This is a genomic window from Peribacillus sp. AS_2 (assembly GCF_026891895.1).
In the GTDB taxonomy this organism is placed as follows: Bacteria; Bacillota; Bacilli; order Bacillales; family DSM-1321; genus Peribacillus; species Peribacillus frigoritolerans.
Window position 1 is genome coordinate 121808 of sequence record NZ_JAPTGA010000003.1, and the last position, 19191, is coordinate 140998.

Genomic DNA, 19191 nt, shown 5'->3' on the forward strand with positions numbered 1-19191 from the left:
TACGTCGAGGAGGCTTGGCAGACAGTCGGCGGAAAGGGAGCGGATTTCTGGAATCGACTGAAAAGAAAATTTTAAGGTATGGATCGATCTGTTAACTGGTTTTATTAAGTGGAACAATAATGAAAAAACCCCTTCCGATTGTGGAAAGGGTTTATTTCCGTAATTATCCTTCCATAATCGAGTAAGTCCCTTCACCACCGTGGATTTCAAGGAACATATCCATCAAGGATTTCGTTAGCTGATTTGCTTCCGTGGTTGAAGTATTGGGTTGTAAATAAATGATTTGGATGGCTTTTTTCGTTTCCTTAGTGACTTTCGTGCGTTCTGAATCAACGTAGGGACTTCCGAATGCGCCAGCATGATCGGCTGAGGTAATCATATTTTCCATGGAATTGAAGCGGCCGTTCAAACCGTCATACCCATCTGCCCCCTCGCCAATCTTGATCGAGATGTCTCCCGTTAATTTTTCAGCATCATAAATGCCGATCGGAACTTCATATAACAATGAGAAGAAGTTATTCAAATCGATGGCCGAATGGATGGGCGTCAAGTAATTCTGTTTTTTCACGCGGCGGTATAGGGCTTCCGCGGAGGGACGATACCGTGATGGGTTTGTTCCTGTAGCCTTGAAAATTTCCCGCCACACTTTAATGCCGGAAAAGTCGGTCAATTCCTTTTCTTCAAGGTCGAAGAAAAGAGCTTCCTGAAATAGTTGAAGTCTTCCTTTCACCATTTGCGGGGAGGGACCGACTTCGATGTTTTCATATGTAATGACCCCGACTTTGAATTCAGGGATTTTACTGCTAAGATTAGCTGATACGGTAATTTCCAACCGTTTCACCTCCAAAAATGATTGCAATTAGTTTATCATAGATAGCAATGGTTTGAAATGGATTCAAGCTTCAATGGGAATACTGAATGAACGTAGGTGATTAATATGGATATGAACTCATTCAAGCAAGAAGTGATTTTATATAGTAAGGAAATCGGCATCGATAAAATCGGCTTTACTTCGGCTACGGCTTTCACCGAACTGAAAGGTCGGCTGATACGTCAACAGGAACTGGATTACCAGTCAGGGTTTGAAGAAGCCGATATAGAAAAAAGGGTAAGGCCTGAATTGATATTCGATAAACCGCAATCCATCATTTCGATTGCGCTTGCTTATCCTTCGAAATTGAAGGATGCTCCGCAAAGTACAAAAAGTGAACGCCGCGGGATCTTTTGCCGGGCGTCTTGGGGAACAGATTATCATACCGTTCTTCGTAATAAATTGCAGTTACTTGAGAATTTCATTAAAGATAAAGTGTCCGGGGCAATGATGAAGTCCATGGTTGATACGGGTGAGTTATCAGATAGGGCAGTGGCTGAGCGTGCAGGTATTGGCTGGAGTGCAAAAAACAGCATGATCATCACACCGGAGTTCGGGTCTTATGTATACTTGGGAGATATGATCACCAACCTGCCGTTTGAACCGGATCAACCGATGGAAGATCAATGCGGGACATGCAATAAATGTGTCGATGTTTGCCCGACTGGAGCGCTCGTTCAGGGCGGGCAGCTAAATTCCAAGCGTTGCATTGCGTTCTTGACACAGACAAAAGGTTTCCTTCCGGATGAGTTTAGGACGAAAATAGGCAATCGTTTGTATGGATGTGATACATGCCAGACCGTTTGTCCGAAAAACAAAGGAATGGATTTTCATTTTCATGAAGAAATGGAACCCGATCCCGAGCTGGCGAAACCGCTGTTAAAACCCCTGCTTACGATTTCAAATCGGGACTTCAAAGAGACATACGGCCATGTATCTGGCTCTTGGCGCGGTAAAAAACCAATCCAACGAAATGCCATTTTAGCATTGGCCCATTTCAAAGATGAAACGGCATTGCCTCTATTGATACAGGTCATGAAGAATGATCCGCGACCTGTCATCAGGGGGACGGCAGCCTGGGCAGTTGGGAAAATTGGCCGGGAGCAGGCTGTTTCCGCATTGGAAGAAGCACGAATGAAGGAAAAGGATGAAGAGGTATTGGCGGAAATTGAGAAAGGACTGCAGTTTACCTTGGAAACAAAATAATATTTAAAATGCAGCCGCCTCGTAAATATAACGGGGCGGCTTTTTTGCTTAGGCTCTTTTCGTAAAGATTGGTTGTTTTTAAAACGAAACTATTTAAGGTTGATTGGAGCGGAAGTGCGAGACTCCTGCGGGAGCAGCGGGACAGGTGAGACCCCACAGGCGTTTACGCCGAGGATGCTCACCGCCCGCACCAAGGAAAGCGAGCATCTGGAGGGGAAATCAACCACACCGCACTACTTGGTAAATAGCAACAAAGTATGTGAAAACAGCCTTTGCTTAAGATATTCCGGTTCCTTCAAGGAAAATCTTTATAAAAAGTTTCATTATGGTTAAGGATTGAAACTCCCACATTTATGAAGTTGTGTTTTTGTCCATGCCCTCGTACATACACATTAGCATAGATGGTAAGAAGGAGGGCATGAACTTGAGGGAACAATTGCAACGCCTTTTACAAGAAAGAGTGGAGTTTTATACTACAGATGATCTGGAACGGGGTGAAAGGAAGTTACATTTGAAGAAGAAAATGTTGAGGAACCGCGCCGCCGAAATTGTTCGGGTGAATGCGGCAGGCAAGGTACATTCGAAGAGAAAGGAAGACAGGGATACAGTCCTGACCTATCATGTCCATCTGCAATATTTATTAAAACAGGAAGATTCATTTTATATAGAAGAAGAAATGGAAGAAAGGGAGGCACGGTTTCGAAATGGGTATATAGTGGATGAAAATGAGTTGATTCCCAGCTTTGAAACCGAAGAGGCACCGCCAAAATGTGATCCAGGCGCAGATCGTCTCGCATATAGGTATGATCGAATGAAGGCCGTTCAATATGCCGAGCGTTGGTGGAATGAATTCAATCCGGCTTATCATAAATTCACTGATGATTGTACGAATTTCATTTCACAATGTTTACATGCAGGGGGAATACCGATGTGGGGGGCGCCAAATAAAAATAAGGGCTGGTGGATAAGGGGGAAAAGCTGGAGTTATACATGGACGACAGCTCATTCTTTATATCATCTGCTTAAAGCCGGGAATGCCATCAGGACAAAGCAGGTGGAGTCGGCCAAGGAATTGAATTTGGGCGATATCCTCTGCATAGATTTCGAAGGGGACGGACGGTTTGACCATAACTTGATTGTAACGGCGAAGGATCAGGACGGGATGCCGCTTGTGAATGCACATACGATGAACAGCCGTCACCGATATTGGACGTATGAGGATTCAACCAGATATACACCGAACATCGTTTATAAATTCTTTGTGATTTTGGATGGAGGGTGATAGGTTTTTAGTCTTTTTTGTTTAATGCTATAATTAAGGTGAAGTTCAAACTAGAGGTGAAAATGAAGTGTCAATACATGTAGTTTTATATCAACCACAGATTCCAGCAAATACAGGAAATATCGCAAGAACATGTGCAGGGACGGATACGTCTTTACATCTCATTCGCCCGCTCGGTTTCTCGACGGATGACAAACAGCTCAAACGGGCCGGGCTCGATTACTGGGAGAATGTAAAGATCCATTATTATGATTCGTTAGAAGAGTTTTTTGAAAGAAACGCCGGCGGCGAATTTTATTACTTGACGAAATTTGGGGAGCAGCCGCATTCCAGCTTCGATTACAGTGATCAAGAAAGTGAGATATTCTTCATTTTTGGCCGTGAAACGACGGGTCTCCCGAAAGATCTGATCCAAGAAAATATGGATCGGTGCCTGCGGATTCCAATGACGGATAAAGTACGTTCCCTTAATCTGTCGAATACGGCAGCCATCTTGGTTTATGAAGCACTTAGACAGCAAAATTACCGTGAATTGGATTTAAAAACAAAAGGTTAAGTTTCATCAATACTGTCATCGGGGGCATTTTAGCCCCGATGATGGATACTTTACATATTCTTTAGGGGTGGGAGCATTGAATAACATTATTGAGAAGATTTTAGATCACCGTTCCATTCGTTCCTTTGAGGACAAGTTATTGTCTGGGGAGCAAATCAATACGATTGTGGAATGTGCCCAAGCTGCATCGACTTCAAGTTATATTCAAGCGTATTCAATCATAGGGGTAACCGACCCGGAAAAGAAAGCCAAGCTTGCCGAACTTGCCGGACCACAGTCATATGTAGAGAAGAATGGACATCTATTCGTCTTTTGTGCCGATTTATATCGTCAGGATATGGTTTCCGAAATGGAAAACACGGACCTGTCCGAATCGATTGAAAGTACCGAGAAATTCATGGTTGCCTGTATTGACGCGGCACTAGCGGCCCAAAATGCAGCATTGGCGGCAGAATCGATGGATTTAGGCATTTGCTATATAGGCGGGATCCGCAATAATCTCCCGGAAGTGTCAGCGATTTTGAATATACCGCATCGTGTTATACCATTATTCGCTCTAGCGGTCGGATATCCGAAAAACCGTTCGGATAAAAAGCCGCGTTTGCCGTTGTCCAACATTTATCATGAAAATGGATATCAGGAGGATAAGCAAGAGTTCATCGGACAACTTGAAGAGTATAATGAAACGATTTCCAGTTATTATGAGCTTCGGACTAAAGGTAAACGAAAAGACACCTGGACCGGGCAAATGGCAGGAATGCTTGGAAAGAAAAGCAGGCTGTACATGAAAGATTATGTTGAGAAGCAAGGATTTAAGAAACATTGATTAATGAATACGGCCTATTAGGAATATTCTTGCCAAAGTCCTGAGTATGAGGCAAACAGTAAAGATCCCGGGAACGTCTCCGGGATCTTTGTTTTCATTGTCAGTCGGTAATACAGACCGGCCCCAAACTTCTTATATGACCATGAAATTACCATTGACAATATATTTAGATAGAATTATAGTAATTAAGTAGTGGATAATGATAATCATTTTCATTTGAGTTTTTACTTACCTATTTTTTTCAGTAATTGGAGGTTAAAAAATGGTTCGCCTATATACAGAGAATTTGAATATTGGTTATGGTGAACGTTTAATTGTAAAAGATCTCAGTGTGGAAATACCAGATAAAAAAATCACAACGATCATCGGTTCAAATGGATGTGGGAAATCGACACTTTTGAAAGCGATCACCAGAATCATTCCAAATCAATCAGGTACGGTTGTTTTAGATGGGGTTAATATCTCAAAAGAAAGCACTAAGATCCTTGCAAGAAAAATGGCTATACTTCCGCAGACACCTGAGAGTGCAAGCGGATTGACGGTTGGGGAGCTCGTATCATATGGGCGCTTTCCCTATCAAAAAGGTTTTGGGCGCCTGACCCAAAAAGACTATGATGTAATTGATTGGGCACTTGAAGTGACCGGCACGAAAGACTTCAAGTTCCGTCCCGTGGATGCTCTTTCAGGAGGTCAGCGCCAGCGTGTTTGGATTGCGATGGCCCTTGCCCAGGAAACGGAAATCATCTTCCTTGATGAGCCGACCACCTATTTGGATATGGCCCATCAGCTGGAGGTTCTGGAATTATTACAGAGGCTGAATGTAGAACAGGGACGTACAATTGTCATGGTTCTTCATGATTTAAACCAAGCTGCTCGCTTTGCCGACTACATCATTGCCTTAAAGGACGGGGAAATAGTCAAAGCAGGAGATTGTGAAGAAGTCATCACTCATGAAGTTCTTAAGGAAGTATTCCATATTGATGCGGTAATCGGACGAGATCAACGAACGAACAAACCAATGTGCAGCACATACAACTTACTAAAAGGAGATTTGACAACAAATGAAAAAGATAATGTTTCCGTTTATACTGCTGTTAGTGTTAATTATTAGTGCTTGTGGTAACGAGTCAGCCGAAAAAGAAAAAAGCTCCGCTTCCAAAAAGGAAAAATCAGGTACCATCACCTATCAATCTGAAAATGGTCCTGTTGAAGTTCCGGCTAATCCTCAGCGTGTTTTAGTACTATCATCTTTCGCAGGTAACGTAATGGCTTTGGATGTTAACCTTGTAGGGGTTGATTCCTGGTCTAAAATGAACCCGAATTTTAAAGAGTTAAAAGATGTGGAAGAAGTGACGGACGAAAACCTGGAAAAGATCATCGAGTTGAATCCGGATTTAATCATTGGTTTATCGACGATTAAAAATGTCGATAAATTAAAGGAAATTGCTCCAACCGTAACTTATACATACGGAAAAGTTGACTATTTAACACAACATGTAGAAATCGGTAAACTTTTGAATAAAGAAAAAGAAGCTCAAGCATGGGTGGATGATTTCAAAAAACGGGCAAAAACAACTGGTGATGAAATTAAAGCCAAAATTGGAGAAGATGCTACCGTTTCCGTTTTCGAAAAGTTTGACAAACAGTTCTATGTATACGGTGATAATTGGGGACGTGGAACGGAAATCCTTTATCAAGAAATGAAATTGGGTATGCCTGAAAAGGTAAAAGAAGTGGCACTGAAAGATGGTTACTTTGCCTTATCATTAGAAGTCCTTAAAGACTATGCAGGTGATTATGTGATTTTGAGCAATAACAAAGATCAGGACAATTCATTCCAACAAACTGAAACGTTTAAAAGCATACCTGCCGTTAAAAACAATAAACTGTATGAAGCTGATGCAAAAAAATTCTACTTCAATGATCCAATCACATTAGATTACCAATTAGACTTCTTTTCCAAAAGTTTTCTTGGAAAATAATACAGCGAGGGAGAGGGATTCCAATTCCTCTCCTTTTATTCTATAAAAAAAGAAATGAGAGAGACAGATGACTAATGAAAATCAACGTTTCATCCCATTTATAAGTAAACTGATCATAGCGATCGTCGCCTTTATAGGCATGTTCATTATTTCAATGGCATTTGGTGCGGCTGATGTTACCGTTAAAGACGTCTGGCAAGCACTGACATCAAATGCTGTTGGTGAAAAGATTTCAATCATTCGGGAAATCCGCTTCCCTCGTGAAGTGGGGGCAATCTTTGTGGGTGCAGCCCTTGCCGTTTCTGGGGCCATCATGCAGGGAATGACAAGAAATCCACTTGCCGATCCCGGGTTGCTTGGATTGACGGCAGGAGCCAATGCAGGTCTCGCCATCACTTTGGCATTCATTCCAAATGCTAATAATTTAGGGATCATGATTGCGTGTTTTATAGGTTCCGCTGTCGGGGCAACCATGGTTTTCGGAATCGGTGCGATGAAAAAGGGAGGATTTTCACCATTAAGGATCGTATTGGCTGGTGCTGCAGTCTCTGCATTCCTATTTGCCGTTTCGCAAGGGGTCGGCATATATTTCAAGGTATCAAAAGATGTATCGATGTGGACAGCTGGCGGGAATATCGGAACTTCATGGGAGCAGCTTCGTGTAATCGTTCCGTTCATTCTAATAGGAATCCTGATTTCCCTTATCTTTTCCAGACAGCTCACCATACTTAGCTTAAGTGAAGAAGTGGCCGTAGGCTTAGGACAAAAGACAACACAAATAAAGGCGGTTCTCTTCGTGGTCATCATTCTCCTGGCAGGGGCTGCCGTTGCGCTTGTCGGAAATATGGTTTTCATCGGGTTAATGGTCCCACATATCGTTCGGGCTATCGTGGGTACGGATTATCGATTCATCCTCCCTATGTCTGCGATTTTGGGAGCCACCTTCATGCTGCTTGCCGATACGATCGGCCGTACGATCAATTCTCCATATGAAACACCTGTGGTAGCGGTTGTTGCGATGATAGGTTTACCTTTCTTCCTCCTAATCGTGCGTAAAGGAGGTAAAGCATTTTCATGATCCAGTCAGCTTTAGTCAAAAAACAGCGTTGGATAATAGGTGCATTGAGTGCACTCATCATCATTACGATCATTATAGGGACGTGTTCGGGCTATTCCAATCTTTCTATAGGACGACTGTTTCCAACGCTCTTCGGGCAAGGGACGTTTAAAGAGGAATTCATATTATTTTCCGTCCGCTTACCGCGTATCATCATCACCCTTTTAGCAGGCATGGCCCTTGCACTGTCGGGAGCCATTCTACAAGGGATCACACGTAATGATTTAGCCGATCCCGGAATCATCGGGATCAACTCAGGAGCAGGTGTTGCCATTGCCGCATTCTTTCTGTTTTTCCCGCTTGACGCTGGTTCTTTTGTTTATATGGTTCCGCTTGTTGGTTTTATCGGAGCGTTACTGACGGCCTGTTTAATATATATCCTCTCATACAAGAGGAAGAGTGGACTTGAACCCGTCCGGTTAGTGTTGATCGGCGTAGGTTTTTCAATGGCGCTTTCAGGCCTGATGATTGTCCTCATTTCGTCAGCGGAACGAGCGAAGGTCGATTTCATCGCAAAATGGTTGGCAGGAAATATATGGGGCACGGATTGGCCTTTCATTTGGGCAATCATTCCATGGTTAGTCATCCTCATTCCATTCACCTTATATAAAGCAAATCGTTTGAATCTGCTTGGTTTAAGTGAACCGGTCGCAATTGGGGTCGGTGTATCGATAGAAAAGGAACGGATCGTACTGCTGATCACGGCTGTGGCACTGGCAGCGGCTGCCGTTTCTGTTACAGGCGGAATTGCATTCATTGGACTTATGTCCCCGCATATAGCAAAATCCTTGGTAGGACCTCGAAATCAACTATTCATTCCGGTTGCCATTTTAATCGGTGGATGGCTATTGCTGCTTGCCGATACGATAGGACGAAATATAATTGAACCCGAGGGGATTCCCGCAGGTATCATGGTTGCATTGATCGGTGCACCTTATTTCATGTATTTATTGTTGAAAAAATAAGATATTGTTAAAATCCCTTGAAATCATTCAGGGGATTTTATGTTTTTTGGTTCTTCCGTAATTTTTCGTATTTAATCATGTATTATCTATATCTATTTATTTCATCAGGATTCAATCGTTTCGCTTCGAAATAAAATACTTGAATAAACTTTTTTGTATTTACCCGGGTAGGTGTAAGAACGATTTTTGAATCATTTTGCAGTTCTTTCATCTTTTGGCGAACGACAGTGAAATCAAAAAATTTGGAAGCGTAATTTTCAAACTTCGGATTCGAAAAATCCGTTAAACCTAGCGAAGCGAAATGATTTAACGAATGGTTAATCGTTCTGCGTATTCTCTGTTCGGCAGCTTTTATTTCCCGATTGATATCAACCGGCAAAGCTGCTGTTCCGAGCTTTTTTTTGGTGATTTCTACAAAGATTTCTTTAAGGGTGGGGAATTGCTTTCCAAAAGTAAAAGTCCGTTCATACATAAATAAATACTGAAGCATTTCCATTAAATCTTTTGCGCCATTTTCTCCAACGACCCCTAATTCCGATAAAAGGAATTCACCCACCTCTCTTATACTTTTTTCATTAAAACTATTGGAATTATCAACTTTTGGCTGTTCAAAGTTCAATACACTATTTAAAGAGGCTTGGATATTAGTGATCGATCTTTCTAAATGGATGCGTTCCATGACTTTTCGAATGACTGTCAATATCTCAATCCGATTGATTGGTTTAGTAATATAATAATCAATTCCGAGCGAGTAAGCCTCGCCAATCAACTCTTTGGATTCAACCTGCGAAATCATTATTATTTTCCCGTTAAATGTACTTTTTATATGACGAAGTGTCTCAATGCCATCCCGGATGGGCATTAATAAATCAATAAATAATATATCAATTTGTTTTAAATTCAAAATATGTCCTTCCAATAGACTGCCATCTTCCGCTTCCTCCACCACTTCACCTAAATCTTCGTTTTCTATAATTTGGCTTAAGTTTGAACGTATGGCACAATCATCATCTGTTATAAAAAAACGCATGGAATCACCCTTTCTGAGTCAACTTCTGGATTGGTAACTTTATTGAAAAAACAGCGCCATTAAAACTATTCTCAAATAGGATTTCCCCTCCCAGTTCTTTCACGACTTCTTTAACATATGAGAGTCCAATCCCTGTTGAAGGTGTCCCGAACTGATCATACTTTGATGTAAAACCAGGTTTGAATATGACAGTCTGGTATTTTTGAGGAATTCCAGGTCCGGTATCAGCAACTTTAAATTCTACATTGTCACTAATTTCAAACAAACTTAAACGGACGGTTCCCTTTTCTTTAATTGCTTCCACTGCATTGGCGACTAAATTATTGAAAAGAGATAACACGGTATATACATGATAAGGTGAATCGTTTTTTCCTTCCAATGAGTATTCAAATTGAATGTCCTTTCCTAATGATAAGGCATATTTTTCATTAATTCGGATAATTAAATAAAAAAGTTCAGCAGCATTCATATAATCTTTAAAACTCTCATTGGAGATCAATTTGGAGAGACCAGCAAAAATCCGCTGATTATCTTTCTTGACTTCATGCATTTCACCCGCGATGCGTAATGCTTTTTGACTATATGGCTCTGTAAGATCATGAAGTAGCTTTTCCCTTTTTTCCAATGCTTTTAATTCACGATACAAATCATATGATTTCTTTGTAATATTCTCAGCATTTTTTAATGTTTTTTTTAAATGAATCGTTTCCTCGTATAAATTGGAAATGAGCATCAGCATATGTTCATTTTGTTTTCTGATTTGCCTTTCCCTTGATTGTGCTTCATAAAGTTTCATCATATTAAAAAAGCTCAAAACGATAAAACTGTGGCCGAATGCGATCACGATCATCTCATTTAGTGAACCAAACGTAATCGTTGTTTCCAACACAATATATTGAAAGATTAATTCTACGGAGTCGGACAATATTTCGATAATGAGACCAATAAATCCAATAATCAAAGTTCGGCTTTGAAAGCGGTTGATTTTCGCAAAATAGAATAGAACGGAATAGGTAAAATAAAAGAAAAAACTAGGATAATGAGCGTGAAATGCGGAAATCCAGGAGAAATTATCCTGCATGAAAAAGTCGATTAGAATGCGAAATATCACAACCATTGTTCCTGTCAAGATGCCCGAAAATATGGCAGGCGTTTTTTGTAATAATAGTAAAAAGAAGAAAAATGCAGGCACACCAAAACTTACCCGAAACGTTTCATTGAAAGGATAAAAACTCAATTCGCCTGCTAATGGCACAGTTAACAACATCAAAGCAAGGACATAGACCTCTTTTTTCATTAACGTACTGAGATACAAGTCGTCACCTCCTAATTTGTTTAAAAAATCAGTATACAGTTTCATCGGCTTCAATACAACGCTTACTTTTTCCTGAATAGAACGGCTTATAATCAATTATGGCAAAACCAAATTGTTTTTCTATCCACAAAAAATGGTAACGGGACATGTGAGATGATCACGTTTTTTTAGTGGATTTTTATTTTTTAGATTTTGTAGGTTTTTGTATGATTATGTAGTTCCTAATTTAAAATTAAGCAGAAAGAAATTTTTGAAAGCGCTTAACAATTTTTAGAATATTCATTATTTTTTCATCGAATCTAGTAATGGCATTCGGTAAAACGCTCATATTGAAAATATAATGATACAACAACTGAAGAGGTGGAAGAATGTGATTGAAGAATTGTCAAAAGAGTATGACATTCACGTTAATAGTCAAAGAAAATCCGACTTAGATGAATGGGTAGCATATTACAGATCCTTTGCTATTGAAGGACAAACCGCTAATTATATACCGGCATTGAGAAATGCACATTTATCGCAATTGGGCATTACCATACTGGAGCCGGGTGGAACAATGATCAAGTCAGGGGATTGGGAAGTTCCTTTCACGCTGCAGAGTATTTCAAAAGTGCTTAGCTTTATAGCCGCATGTTTGGGTCGCGGCATTTCTTATGTGTTAGAGAGGGTCGATGTGGAACCGACTGGTGATGCTTTCAATTCAATTATTCGTTTAGAAATGCATAAGCCGGGAAAGCCGTTCAATCCTATGATAAATGCAGGGGCGATTACAGTAGCTTCGCTTCTCCCAGGGGATTCTTCACAAAATAAATTGGAATTTCTCTATGAGCTATTTGAAAATTTGTTAGGGAAGCGCCCGACAATCAATGAGGAAGTGTATCAATCTGAGTGGTTAACCTCTCATAGAAATAGAGCTTTGGCTCACTATTTGAAAGAGACGAATTATTTGGAATCGGAAGTAGAGGAAGCTTTAGAGGTTTACCTCATGCAATGTTCCATAGAAGTGACCACAGAAGACATAGCCCTCCTTGGACTGATTCTTGCTCAAGATGGTTACCATCCCGTTCGTAAAGAACAAGTAATCCCTAAAAAATTGGCTAAGCTTGCCAAAGCATTAATGCTTACTTGCGGTATGTACAATGCTTCGGGGAAATTTGCGGCTTTTATTGGGGTGCCGGCCAAAAGCGGAGTATCTGGCGGGATTATGGCACTAGTTCCTCCAAGTGCCAGAAGCGAAATGCCTTTTCAAGATGGATGTGGCATTGGTATTTATGGACCAGCCATCGATGAATATGGGAATAGCGTAGCAGGTAGTCTGTTATTGAAACAAATGGCACAAGAATGGGATTTAAGCATTTTCTGAAATGCAGAAAAATTTGGCTCCGGTGTAATTAATAGAAGCAATAAGGGGAGATCCTTAAGGTTTCCTCATCAATTTTCAAACTTTTACAAGAGGTGATGTAAATGCAGCAATTACTTTAAGATGTAATTGGGCGCACTACACGAATCATTAAACCAGTTACTTTTAAACGTAAAGAATAATTTTAGAAAGCATGGTGAAAAATGTATGAATAATATGCAGCGAAAGATGGGAACATTTTCGTTAATGATGGTGGGACTCGGGTCAATTATTGGCTCAGGTTGGTTATTCGGAGCTTGGAGAGCGGCACAGATTGCAGGACCCGCTGCCATTATCTCTTGGATTATCGGGATGGTTGTTATTTTATTTATCGCACTATCTTACAGTGAATTAGGGTCTATGTTTCCTGAAGCTGGGGGAATGGTAAAATACACGCAGTACTCTCATGGTTCTTTTTTAGGGTTTATTGCAGGCTGGGCAAACTGGATTGCAATCGTTTCCGTAATTCCAGTTGAAGCGATTGCTTCTGTTCAATATATGAGCTCATGGCCATGGGAATGGGCACGGTGGACACATGGATTAGTAGAAAATGGAAGTCTTACTGGGGGAGGCTTGGCAATTGCCTCTGTATTGCTGATTGTCTACTTTTTATTAAATTACTGGACAGTCAGTTTGTTTTCGAAAGCTAATTCATTCATTACAGTCTTTAAGGTTATTATTCCTGGACTTACGATTGGCTCACTTTTATTTGCCGGATTTCATGCATCCAATTTTACATCTGCAGGAAGTATCGCTCCTAATGGATGGGCAAGTGTACTTACTGCTGTAGCAACTTCTGGTATCATCTTTGCATTTAACGGTTTTCAAAGTCCAATTAACATGGCAGGTGAGGCAAAGAATCCTGGACGTTCGATCCCAATTGCAGTAATTGGCTCCATTTTAATTGCAACGGTCATCTACGTTCTATTACAGGTTGCATTTATTGGAGCCGTTGACCCGTCCATGATTGTGAATGGATGGCAACATTTGAATTTCAATTCACCGTTTGCTGACTTAGCAATTGTTTTAGGCATAAACTGGTTGGTTATTTTACTATACGTAGATGCTTTTATTTCTCCTTCGGGGACAGGAATAACATACACGGCGACAACGTCACGAATGCTTTATGGAATGGAAAAGAATAAATATTTACCAAGCGTGTTTGGAAAACTGCATCCTCTTTATGGTATCCCGCGTCAAGCCATGTTTTTTAATCTAGGCGTATCTTTCTTATTTTTATTCATGTTTAGAGGCTGGGGCGTATTGGCAGAGGTTATTTCAGTTGCGACTTTAGTCTCTTATATTACAGGTCCAGTTACTGTAATGACATTAAGACGCACAGGTCAGAACTTGTACAGACCATTACGTTTAAAAGGATTAAGCATCATTGCACCACTGGGCTTTGTTTTTGCTTCTTTGGTTCTATATTGGGCAAGATGGCCGCTTACAGGTCAAGTATTATTTATCATTATGGCTGGTCTTCCCGTTTATTTCTATTATCAATCAAAAATAAAATGGAAGGGATTCCGCCAAAACTTTTCAGCAGGGCTTTGGATGGTTGTTTACTTACTCTGTATGATGACCATTTCATACTTAGGCAGTGAAAAGTTTGGTGGACTAAATATAATCCCATTTGGTTTGGATATGGTCATCATTACATGTTTATCACTAATGTTTTATAGTTGGGCATTAAAGAGTGGTTTCCAAACGGAATATTTGGAACAAGGACAAAAAGTAAATGAAGACTTGAGATCGATGGAGAACAACGTTTCAGCTCAAACTGATAAAAAGAACGCTGTATAAATGATGAAGCTTATTCGTTTGGCATGCTCAATAAGCCATTCGTGAATGACTGCGAAAGTGCTTCTATATTTATATAGATGAGGAATAAAAAAAGGGACGGCAAATTTAATTTGCTGTCCCTTTTTTTGGAGTTTTGGAAAAGGCTGTTATTTTTTATTTCACACCTGGTTTATCGTCATACCCGGCAGTGAAGATAGCGGCTAAAAATGTTAAAGCAACTCCAACGATAATAACTGTGCCCATGTTGTGACCTCCCTTTACCCATATTGTCCCACTTAAGTATAGGCTTAGTATACCCTAATTTTTAGCAGGAGTGCACACAAATTTTCTTGCCAGCATATTTGTCATCAATTCTCAATGATTAAGCCCTTTTCGATACATGGAGAGTCAAGGGGGATTCGAAACAATGCCCGTCCACTTTTTAAAGTCTGACATGTTTGTCAGACTTGGAGCATAGATTTAAGTATTCTCTGAAAGTGACAGGGGGAGGTTCCTTAATGGATATTTTAAAGAAAATCGAAAAATTTAGAGAAGATGAACAGAAGCTGAAGTGGGAAGGCACCTTCGCAGAGTACTTAGAAATATTGAAAGAAACGCCTTTAGTTGCTCAATCTGCTCATTCACGTGTATACAACATGATCAGAGATGCAGGGATAGAAGAAGTAAATGGGACAAAGAAATACAATTTTTTCAGCGGTCAGTTATTTGGCCTTGAAGATTCACTGGAAAGGCTCATCGAGGAATATTTCCATCCGGCAGCAAAACGGCTCGATGTCCGTAAGCGGATATTGCTTCTCATGGGTCCGGTGTCAGGTGGGAAGTCCACACTCGTTTCTTTACTGAAGCGTGGACTTGAAAATTATTCGTTAAAAGACTCTGGTGCGATTTATGCAATAAAAGGATGCCCGATGCATGAAGATCCACTGCATCTCATCCCGCAGTATTTACGGGATGATTTCTTTGAAGAATATGGCATCAGGATTGAAGGAAATCTTTCGCCGCTGAATGTAATGAGGTTAGAACAGGAGTATGGAAGCAGGATTGAAGATGTTATGGTCGAACGTATTTTCCTTTCGGAGGATAAGCGTGTTGGAATTGGAACATTCAGTCCTTCTGATCCTAAGTCACAGGATATTGCTGATTTGACGGGCAGCATCGATTTTTCGACCATTGCCGAATACGGTTCTGAATCAGATCCGCGAGCCTATCGCTTTGATGGCGAGCTGAACAAGGCGAACCGCGGGATGATGGAGTTCCAGGAGATGCTGAAATGTGATGAGAAATTCTTATGGCATTTGCTATCATTGACACAAGAGGGGAATTTTAAAGCTGGCCGTTTTGCATTGATCAGTGCAGATGAACTCATTGTGGCTCATACGAATGAAACGGAGTATAAAGCGTTCATTTCCAACAAGAAAAATGAAGCATTGCATTCCCGTATCATTGTCATGCCTATTCCATATAACTTGAAGGTTACCGAGGAAGAGAAGATTTATGAAAAAATGATTCGTGAAAGTGATGTCTCGGATGTTCATATAGCCCCGCATACATTGAGGGTGGCGGCTATCTTCAGCATCATGACCCGCCTGAAAGATCCCAAAAAGGGCGATATCGATTTAGTGAAAAAGATGAGGCTTTATGATGGGGAAAATGTTGAAGGATTTAATTCCGCAGACATCAATGAATTGAAAAAAGAATATCAGGACGAAGGCATGAGCGGAATTGACCCGCGTTACGTAATTAACAGGATTTCCTCTACGATCATACGTAAGGAGAATCCGTCCATTAATGCATTGGATGTACTTATGTCATTAAAAGCAGGTCTTGACCAGCATCCGTCCATTACGAACGAACTCCGGGAGCGGTATTTAAATTTCATTTCACTGGCACGTAAAGAATACGATGCCATTGCAAAAAATGAAGTGCAAAAAGCTTTTGTATATTCATATGAAGAGTCGGCGAAAATCCTCATGGATAATTATCTGGATAATGTCGAAGCATACTGCAATAAATCAAGGCTGCGCGATCCATTGACTGGAGAAGAAATCAACCCAGATGAAAAATTGATGCGCTCGATAGAAGAGCAAATTGGAATTTCCGAGAATGCAAAAAAAGCATTCCGCGAAGAAATATTGATTCGAATTTCAGCATATGCCCGTAAAGGGAAGCGATTTGATTATAATTCCCACGATCGTTTACGGGAAGCGATCCAGAAAAAACTATTCGCTGATTTGAAGGATGTCGTTAAGATCACCACTTCAACGAAGACACCAGACGAAAGGCAACTGAAGAAAGTGAACGAGGTCATCACGAGACTTATAGACGAGCACGGATATAATTCGACTTCAGCCAATGATTTGCTGCGCTATGTGGGCAGCTTGTTAAATCGGTAATCCATAGTTTTTTTGCTCCTGCCCCCTCATCGGGCAGGGGTTTATTACCGTTTACGGTAGGTTGGATGGATGAAAGGTGGATTAGAGGAAATCCAGAATTTATTGAAATCATGAATCTTTTGAAAACGGTGATTATAGTAGGCATGGGAGATTATAACTCAACAAAGCATCGGGCCCTTCTGAACGAAGGAAACCCGGTGCTATTGATTTCTATTTAGTTACATTCAAGCCATACTGTTCAATAAGTGTAATAAGTTGATTCGGTGAGAGTTTTTCTTCGCTATGGTCGATTTTAATTTCCCCATCATCAACATCGATGATCGCACGTTCCACACCTTCCGTTTTCAAAAGTATGGACTCCAGATTTAAAATAGGGCCTTCTGACGTTGCTTCCTTTACATAAAGGGTTGTTGTTTGCATAGATCTTGCACCTCCTTACATTTGCTCATAATGTTTTATCTATACCCCATATTTCCATTAGATATGTTACGTTTCGGATTTGGTAATATTGGGTATCAATAAGTAGAGGTGATGGCAAATGAGCAAAGAGGAACTGAAAAAAGAACATGTACCGGAAAATAGCTCCATGGCTAAGGATTATGAAGAGATGAAAGAACTTGGAAAGCAGATGGAAAATCAAAGGACGAATGAAGAATTGAAAGAGTGGGATAAACGCCCAGGTACAGTTCAACATGAAATAGAGGAAGAGAAGGATTGACGAATACCACAACCAGAATCATTCTATCTGTGTAAAAGGGGTGTCCAGAAAAACTGCTGGGACACCCTTTTTGTTGTGTTCCATTGCTTTTTTTTAATGTCCTTGGAAGTCTTTTGCTGCTCCATTACTTCTGGCTTAAAGCGATCCTATTACGAATGAATGAAAAAACGAACAGACCTGAAAATCATCAGGTCTGTTCGTTTTGTTATATTCCTTATTTAGAAATAACCTTAAAGGGCTTTAACGCCCCTGTCAGGACTTGTCTAGTTCATGGGCAAACATCCATTATTAATTTTGTTGTAAATTATCCTGCGTCGCTGCATAAGATAGAGTAATACTTTTCTTTTCATCCGTTTTTTCGCACTGTATTTTTCAATGGAAAACCGGAATGATGTGGGCATTCCCACACTAACTTATTATATGAAGGAATGATGAAAAGCGTGCAAACATTTTTAAGGGGGGAAGAGAATGTCGGAAGAGAATAATCAACAGTATGTAATCTCACAGGAAAATTGGACCCTCCATCGGAAAGGCTATGATGATCAACAACGTCATCAGGAAAAGGTGCAGGAAGCGATCAAGAATAATTTGCCTGATCTAATTTCAGAAGAAAGCATCGTAATGTCCAATGGCCGGGATGTCATCAAGATCCCCATTCGCTCCTTGGATGAATACAAAATTCGTTATAACTATGATAAGAACAAACATGTAGGGCAAGGCGATGGAGACAGTAAAGTGGGGGATGTAGTCGCAAGGGATGGCTCACCGTCCGATGCCGGAGCCGGTAAGGGTCAAGGTGCAGGTGACAAGGCCGGCGAGGATTATTATGAAGCCGAAGTGTCGATGATGGAATTGGAGGAGGCCCTGTTCAGTCAACTGGAACTCCCTAATCTTCAGAAGAAAGAACATGCGGAGCACACTCTTGAACATATTGAATTCAACGACATCCGCAAGACAGGCCTGATGGGAAATATCGATAAAAAGAAAACGATGATATCCGCTTTCAAACGGAACGCCTTAAGGGGGCACCCCGGTTTTCACCCTATTTATAAGGAAGACTTTAAATTCAAAACCTGGAATGAGGTTCAGAAACCTGATTCCAAAGCAGTTGTACTGGCAATGATGGATACTTCCGGAAGTATGGGGTTATGGGAAAAATATATGGCTCGAAGCTTTTTCTTTTGGATGAACCGTTTCTTGCGGACAAAATATGAAACCGTGGAAATCGAGTTCATTGCCCATCATACAGAAGCGAAAGTCGTTCCGGAAGAGGATTTCTTTTCAAAAGGGGAAAGCGGCGGTACGATTTGTTCGTCCGTATACCGAAAAGCATTAGAACTTATTGATCATAAATATGACCCTGCGAAGTTTAATATCTATCCGTTTCACTTTTCCGATGGTGATAACCTAACATCCGATAACGTCAGATGCGTTAAGCTTGTTGAAGAACTCATGAAGGTTTCCAATATGTTCGGATACGGGGAAGTCAATCAATACAATCGCCATTCGACATTGATGACAGCTTATAAGAACATCGATAATGAAAAATTCAGGTACTATATCCTTAAGCAAAAGGCTGATGTTTTCCATGCAATGAAGAGCTTTTTTAAAGATGAGGAAAGTAAGAAGTATGCTTAAAATAGGAAGAGTGGAGAGTAATTTTTTTTCAATTCAATATAGTTGAAGGTAAAAAGGCGTGCGGTTCACATCGGACGCCCTTTTCGGAAT

Annotated in this window: 17 protein-coding genes; 13 read left to right on the top strand and 4 right to left on the bottom strand. The window is 40.6% G+C overall.

Translation table 11 applies throughout. The features are described 5' to 3' along the window. Nucleotides 1–163: 163 nt before the first annotated feature. A complete protein-coding gene (locus OTG27_RS06130) occupies nucleotides 164–832 on the bottom strand; it encodes a B3/B4 domain-containing protein (RefSeq protein ID WP_268936511.1) in 669 nt (222 codons plus the stop codon). 105 nt (nucleotides 833–937) lie between these two features. On the opposite strand from OTG27_RS06130, the gene queG reads away from it, so the two are divergent. The 8 genes from queG to OTG27_RS06170 all read left to right on the top strand — a co-directional run bounded on the left by queG (nucleotide 938) and on the right by OTG27_RS06170 (nucleotide 8805). Then, nucleotides 938–2077 (top strand): tRNA epoxyqueuosine(34) reductase QueG, encoded by a 1140-nt coding sequence (gene queG / locus OTG27_RS06135; protein ID WP_268936512.1) that lies wholly within the window; start codon nucleotides 938–940, stop codon nucleotides 2075–2077. Between the two features lie 424 nt (nucleotides 2078–2501). After that, nucleotides 2502–3359: an amidase domain-containing protein gene (locus OTG27_RS06140; protein WP_268936513.1), complete on the top strand. Its 858-nt coding sequence runs from the start codon at nucleotides 2502–2504 to the stop codon at nucleotides 3357–3359. Between the two features lie 67 nt (nucleotides 3360–3426). After that, nucleotides 3427–3915 (top strand): tRNA (uridine(34)/cytosine(34)/5-carboxymethylaminomethyluridine(34)-2'-O)-methyltransferase TrmL, encoded by a 489-nt coding sequence (trmL, locus tag OTG27_RS06145; RefSeq protein ID WP_034315177.1) that lies wholly within the window; start codon nucleotides 3427–3429, stop codon nucleotides 3913–3915. A 76-nt stretch (nucleotides 3916–3991) separates the two neighbouring features. After that, nucleotides 3992–4741, top strand: coding sequence for an oxygen-insensitive NADPH nitroreductase (nfsA, locus tag OTG27_RS06150; protein WP_063577254.1), 750 nt, complete (start codon nucleotides 3992–3994; stop codon nucleotides 4739–4741). 262 nt (nucleotides 4742–5003) lie between these two features. Beyond that, nucleotides 5004–5852 (top strand): ABC transporter ATP-binding protein, encoded by an 849-nt coding sequence (locus OTG27_RS06155; RefSeq protein ID WP_057275622.1) that lies wholly within the window; start codon nucleotides 5004–5006, stop codon nucleotides 5850–5852. Continuing rightward, nucleotides 5803–6723 (top strand): iron-hydroxamate ABC transporter substrate-binding protein, encoded by a 921-nt coding sequence (locus OTG27_RS06160; RefSeq protein ID WP_268936514.1) that lies wholly within the window; start codon nucleotides 5803–5805, stop codon nucleotides 6721–6723. Before OTG27_RS06155 ends, OTG27_RS06160 begins: the two co-directional genes overlap by 50 nt. A 67-nt stretch (nucleotides 6724–6790) precedes the next feature. Further along, nucleotides 6791–7801, top strand: a complete 1011-nt coding sequence (locus OTG27_RS06165) for a FecCD family ABC transporter permease (RefSeq protein ID WP_063577251.1) — start codon at nucleotides 6791–6793, stop codon at nucleotides 7799–7801. Then, nucleotides 7798–8805: a FecCD family ABC transporter permease gene (locus OTG27_RS06170; protein ID WP_057275625.1), complete on the top strand. Its 1008-nt coding sequence runs from the start codon at nucleotides 7798–7800 to the stop codon at nucleotides 8803–8805. The genes OTG27_RS06165 and OTG27_RS06170 overlap by 4 nt, the downstream gene beginning before the upstream one ends. Before the next feature lie 82 nt (nucleotides 8806–8887). On the opposite strand, the gene OTG27_RS06175 is transcribed toward OTG27_RS06170, so the two are convergent. Both OTG27_RS06175 and OTG27_RS06180 read right to left on the bottom strand, forming a co-directional pair. Continuing rightward, complete coding sequence (locus OTG27_RS06175; protein ID WP_034315164.1) at nucleotides 8888–9835, bottom strand: response regulator; 948 nt, start codon at nucleotides 9833–9835, stop codon at nucleotides 8888–8890. Between the two features lie 4 nt (nucleotides 9836–9839). Next, nucleotides 9840–11102 (bottom strand): sensor histidine kinase, encoded by a 1263-nt coding sequence (locus OTG27_RS06180; protein WP_268936667.1) that lies wholly within the window; start codon nucleotides 11100–11102, stop codon nucleotides 9840–9842. Between the two features lie 421 nt (nucleotides 11103–11523). On the opposite strand from OTG27_RS06180, the gene OTG27_RS06185 reads away from it, so the two are divergent. The 3 genes from OTG27_RS06185 (at nucleotide 11524) to OTG27_RS06195 (ending at nucleotide 16745) form a co-directional block, all read left to right on the top strand. Then, nucleotides 11524–12513 (top strand): glutaminase, encoded by a 990-nt coding sequence (locus tag OTG27_RS06185; protein WP_268564305.1) that lies wholly within the window; start codon nucleotides 11524–11526, stop codon nucleotides 12511–12513. A gap of 204 nt (nucleotides 12514–12717) precedes the next feature. Beyond that, on the top strand, nucleotides 12718–14352 hold the full coding sequence (locus OTG27_RS06190) for a glutamate/serine transporter AimA (RefSeq protein ID WP_063577250.1): 1635 nt from the start codon (nucleotides 12718–12720) through the stop codon (nucleotides 14350–14352). A 497-nt stretch (nucleotides 14353–14849) separates the two neighbouring features. After that, nucleotides 14850–16745, top strand: a complete 1896-nt coding sequence (locus OTG27_RS06195; protein WP_034315159.1) for a PrkA family serine protein kinase — start codon at nucleotides 14850–14852, stop codon at nucleotides 16743–16745. Nucleotides 16746–16955: 210 nt separating this feature from the next. Here OTG27_RS06195 and OTG27_RS06200 read toward each other — a convergent pair whose 3' ends face one another. Then, the gene (locus tag OTG27_RS06200; protein WP_034315156.1) at nucleotides 16956–17165 is read right to left on the bottom strand and encodes a metal ABC transporter ATPase; all 210 of its coding nucleotides are present in this window, start codon (nucleotides 17163–17165) and stop codon (nucleotides 16956–16958) included. A gap of 118 nt (nucleotides 17166–17283) precedes the next feature. On the opposite strand from OTG27_RS06200, the gene OTG27_RS06205 reads away from it, so the two are divergent. Further along, nucleotides 17284–17463 carry a hypothetical protein gene (locus OTG27_RS06205; RefSeq protein WP_034315155.1) on the top strand — a complete coding sequence of 60 codons (180 nt, stop codon included), beginning with the start codon at nucleotides 17284–17286 and terminating at the stop codon, nucleotides 17461–17463. A 468-nt stretch (nucleotides 17464–17931) separates the two neighbouring features. Then, complete coding sequence (gene yhbH, locus OTG27_RS06210; RefSeq protein WP_057275627.1) at nucleotides 17932–19101, top strand: sporulation protein YhbH; 1170 nt, start codon at nucleotides 17932–17934, stop codon at nucleotides 19099–19101. Nucleotides 19102–19191: the final 90 nt, after the last annotated feature.

What these genes read in the sequence shown, in the direction of transcription:
- queG (WP_268936512.1), top strand. Translation starts at nt 938, where the DNA reads ATGGATATGAACTCATTCAAGCAAGAAGTGATTTTATATAGTAAGGAA.
- OTG27_RS06175 (WP_034315164.1), bottom strand. Translation starts at nt 9,835, where the DNA reads ATGCGTTTTTTTATAACAGATGATGATTGTGCCATACGTTCAAACTTA.
- OTG27_RS06165 (WP_063577251.1), top strand. Translation starts at nt 6,791, where the DNA reads ATGACTAATGAAAATCAACGTTTCATCCCATTTATAAGTAAACTGATC.
- OTG27_RS06205 (WP_034315155.1), top strand. Translation starts at nt 17,284, where the DNA reads ATGAGCAAAGAGGAACTGAAAAAAGAACATGTACCGGAAAATAGCTCC.
- OTG27_RS06170 (WP_057275625.1), top strand. Translation starts at nt 7,798, where the DNA reads ATGATCCAGTCAGCTTTAGTCAAAAAACAGCGTTGGATAATAGGTGCA.
- OTG27_RS06155 (WP_057275622.1), top strand. Translation starts at nt 5,004, where the DNA reads ATGGTTCGCCTATATACAGAGAATTTGAATATTGGTTATGGTGAACGT.
- yhbH (WP_057275627.1), top strand. Translation starts at nt 17,932, where the DNA reads ATGTCGGAAGAGAATAATCAACAGTATGTAATCTCACAGGAAAATTGG.
- OTG27_RS06195 (WP_034315159.1), top strand. Translation starts at nt 14,850, where the DNA reads ATGGATATTTTAAAGAAAATCGAAAAATTTAGAGAAGATGAACAGAAG.
- OTG27_RS06190 (WP_063577250.1), top strand. Translation starts at nt 12,718, where the DNA reads ATGAATAATATGCAGCGAAAGATGGGAACATTTTCGTTAATGATGGTG.
- OTG27_RS06160 (WP_268936514.1), top strand. Translation starts at nt 5,803, where the DNA reads ATGAAAAAGATAATGTTTCCGTTTATACTGCTGTTAGTGTTAATTATT.
- OTG27_RS06180 (WP_268936667.1), bottom strand. Translation starts at nt 11,102, where the DNA reads ATGTTGTTAACTGTGCCATTAGCAGGCGAATTGAGTTTTTATCCTTTC.
- OTG27_RS06200 (WP_034315156.1), bottom strand. Translation starts at nt 17,165, where the DNA reads ATGCAAACAACAACCCTTTATGTAAAGGAAGCAACGTCAGAAGGCCCT.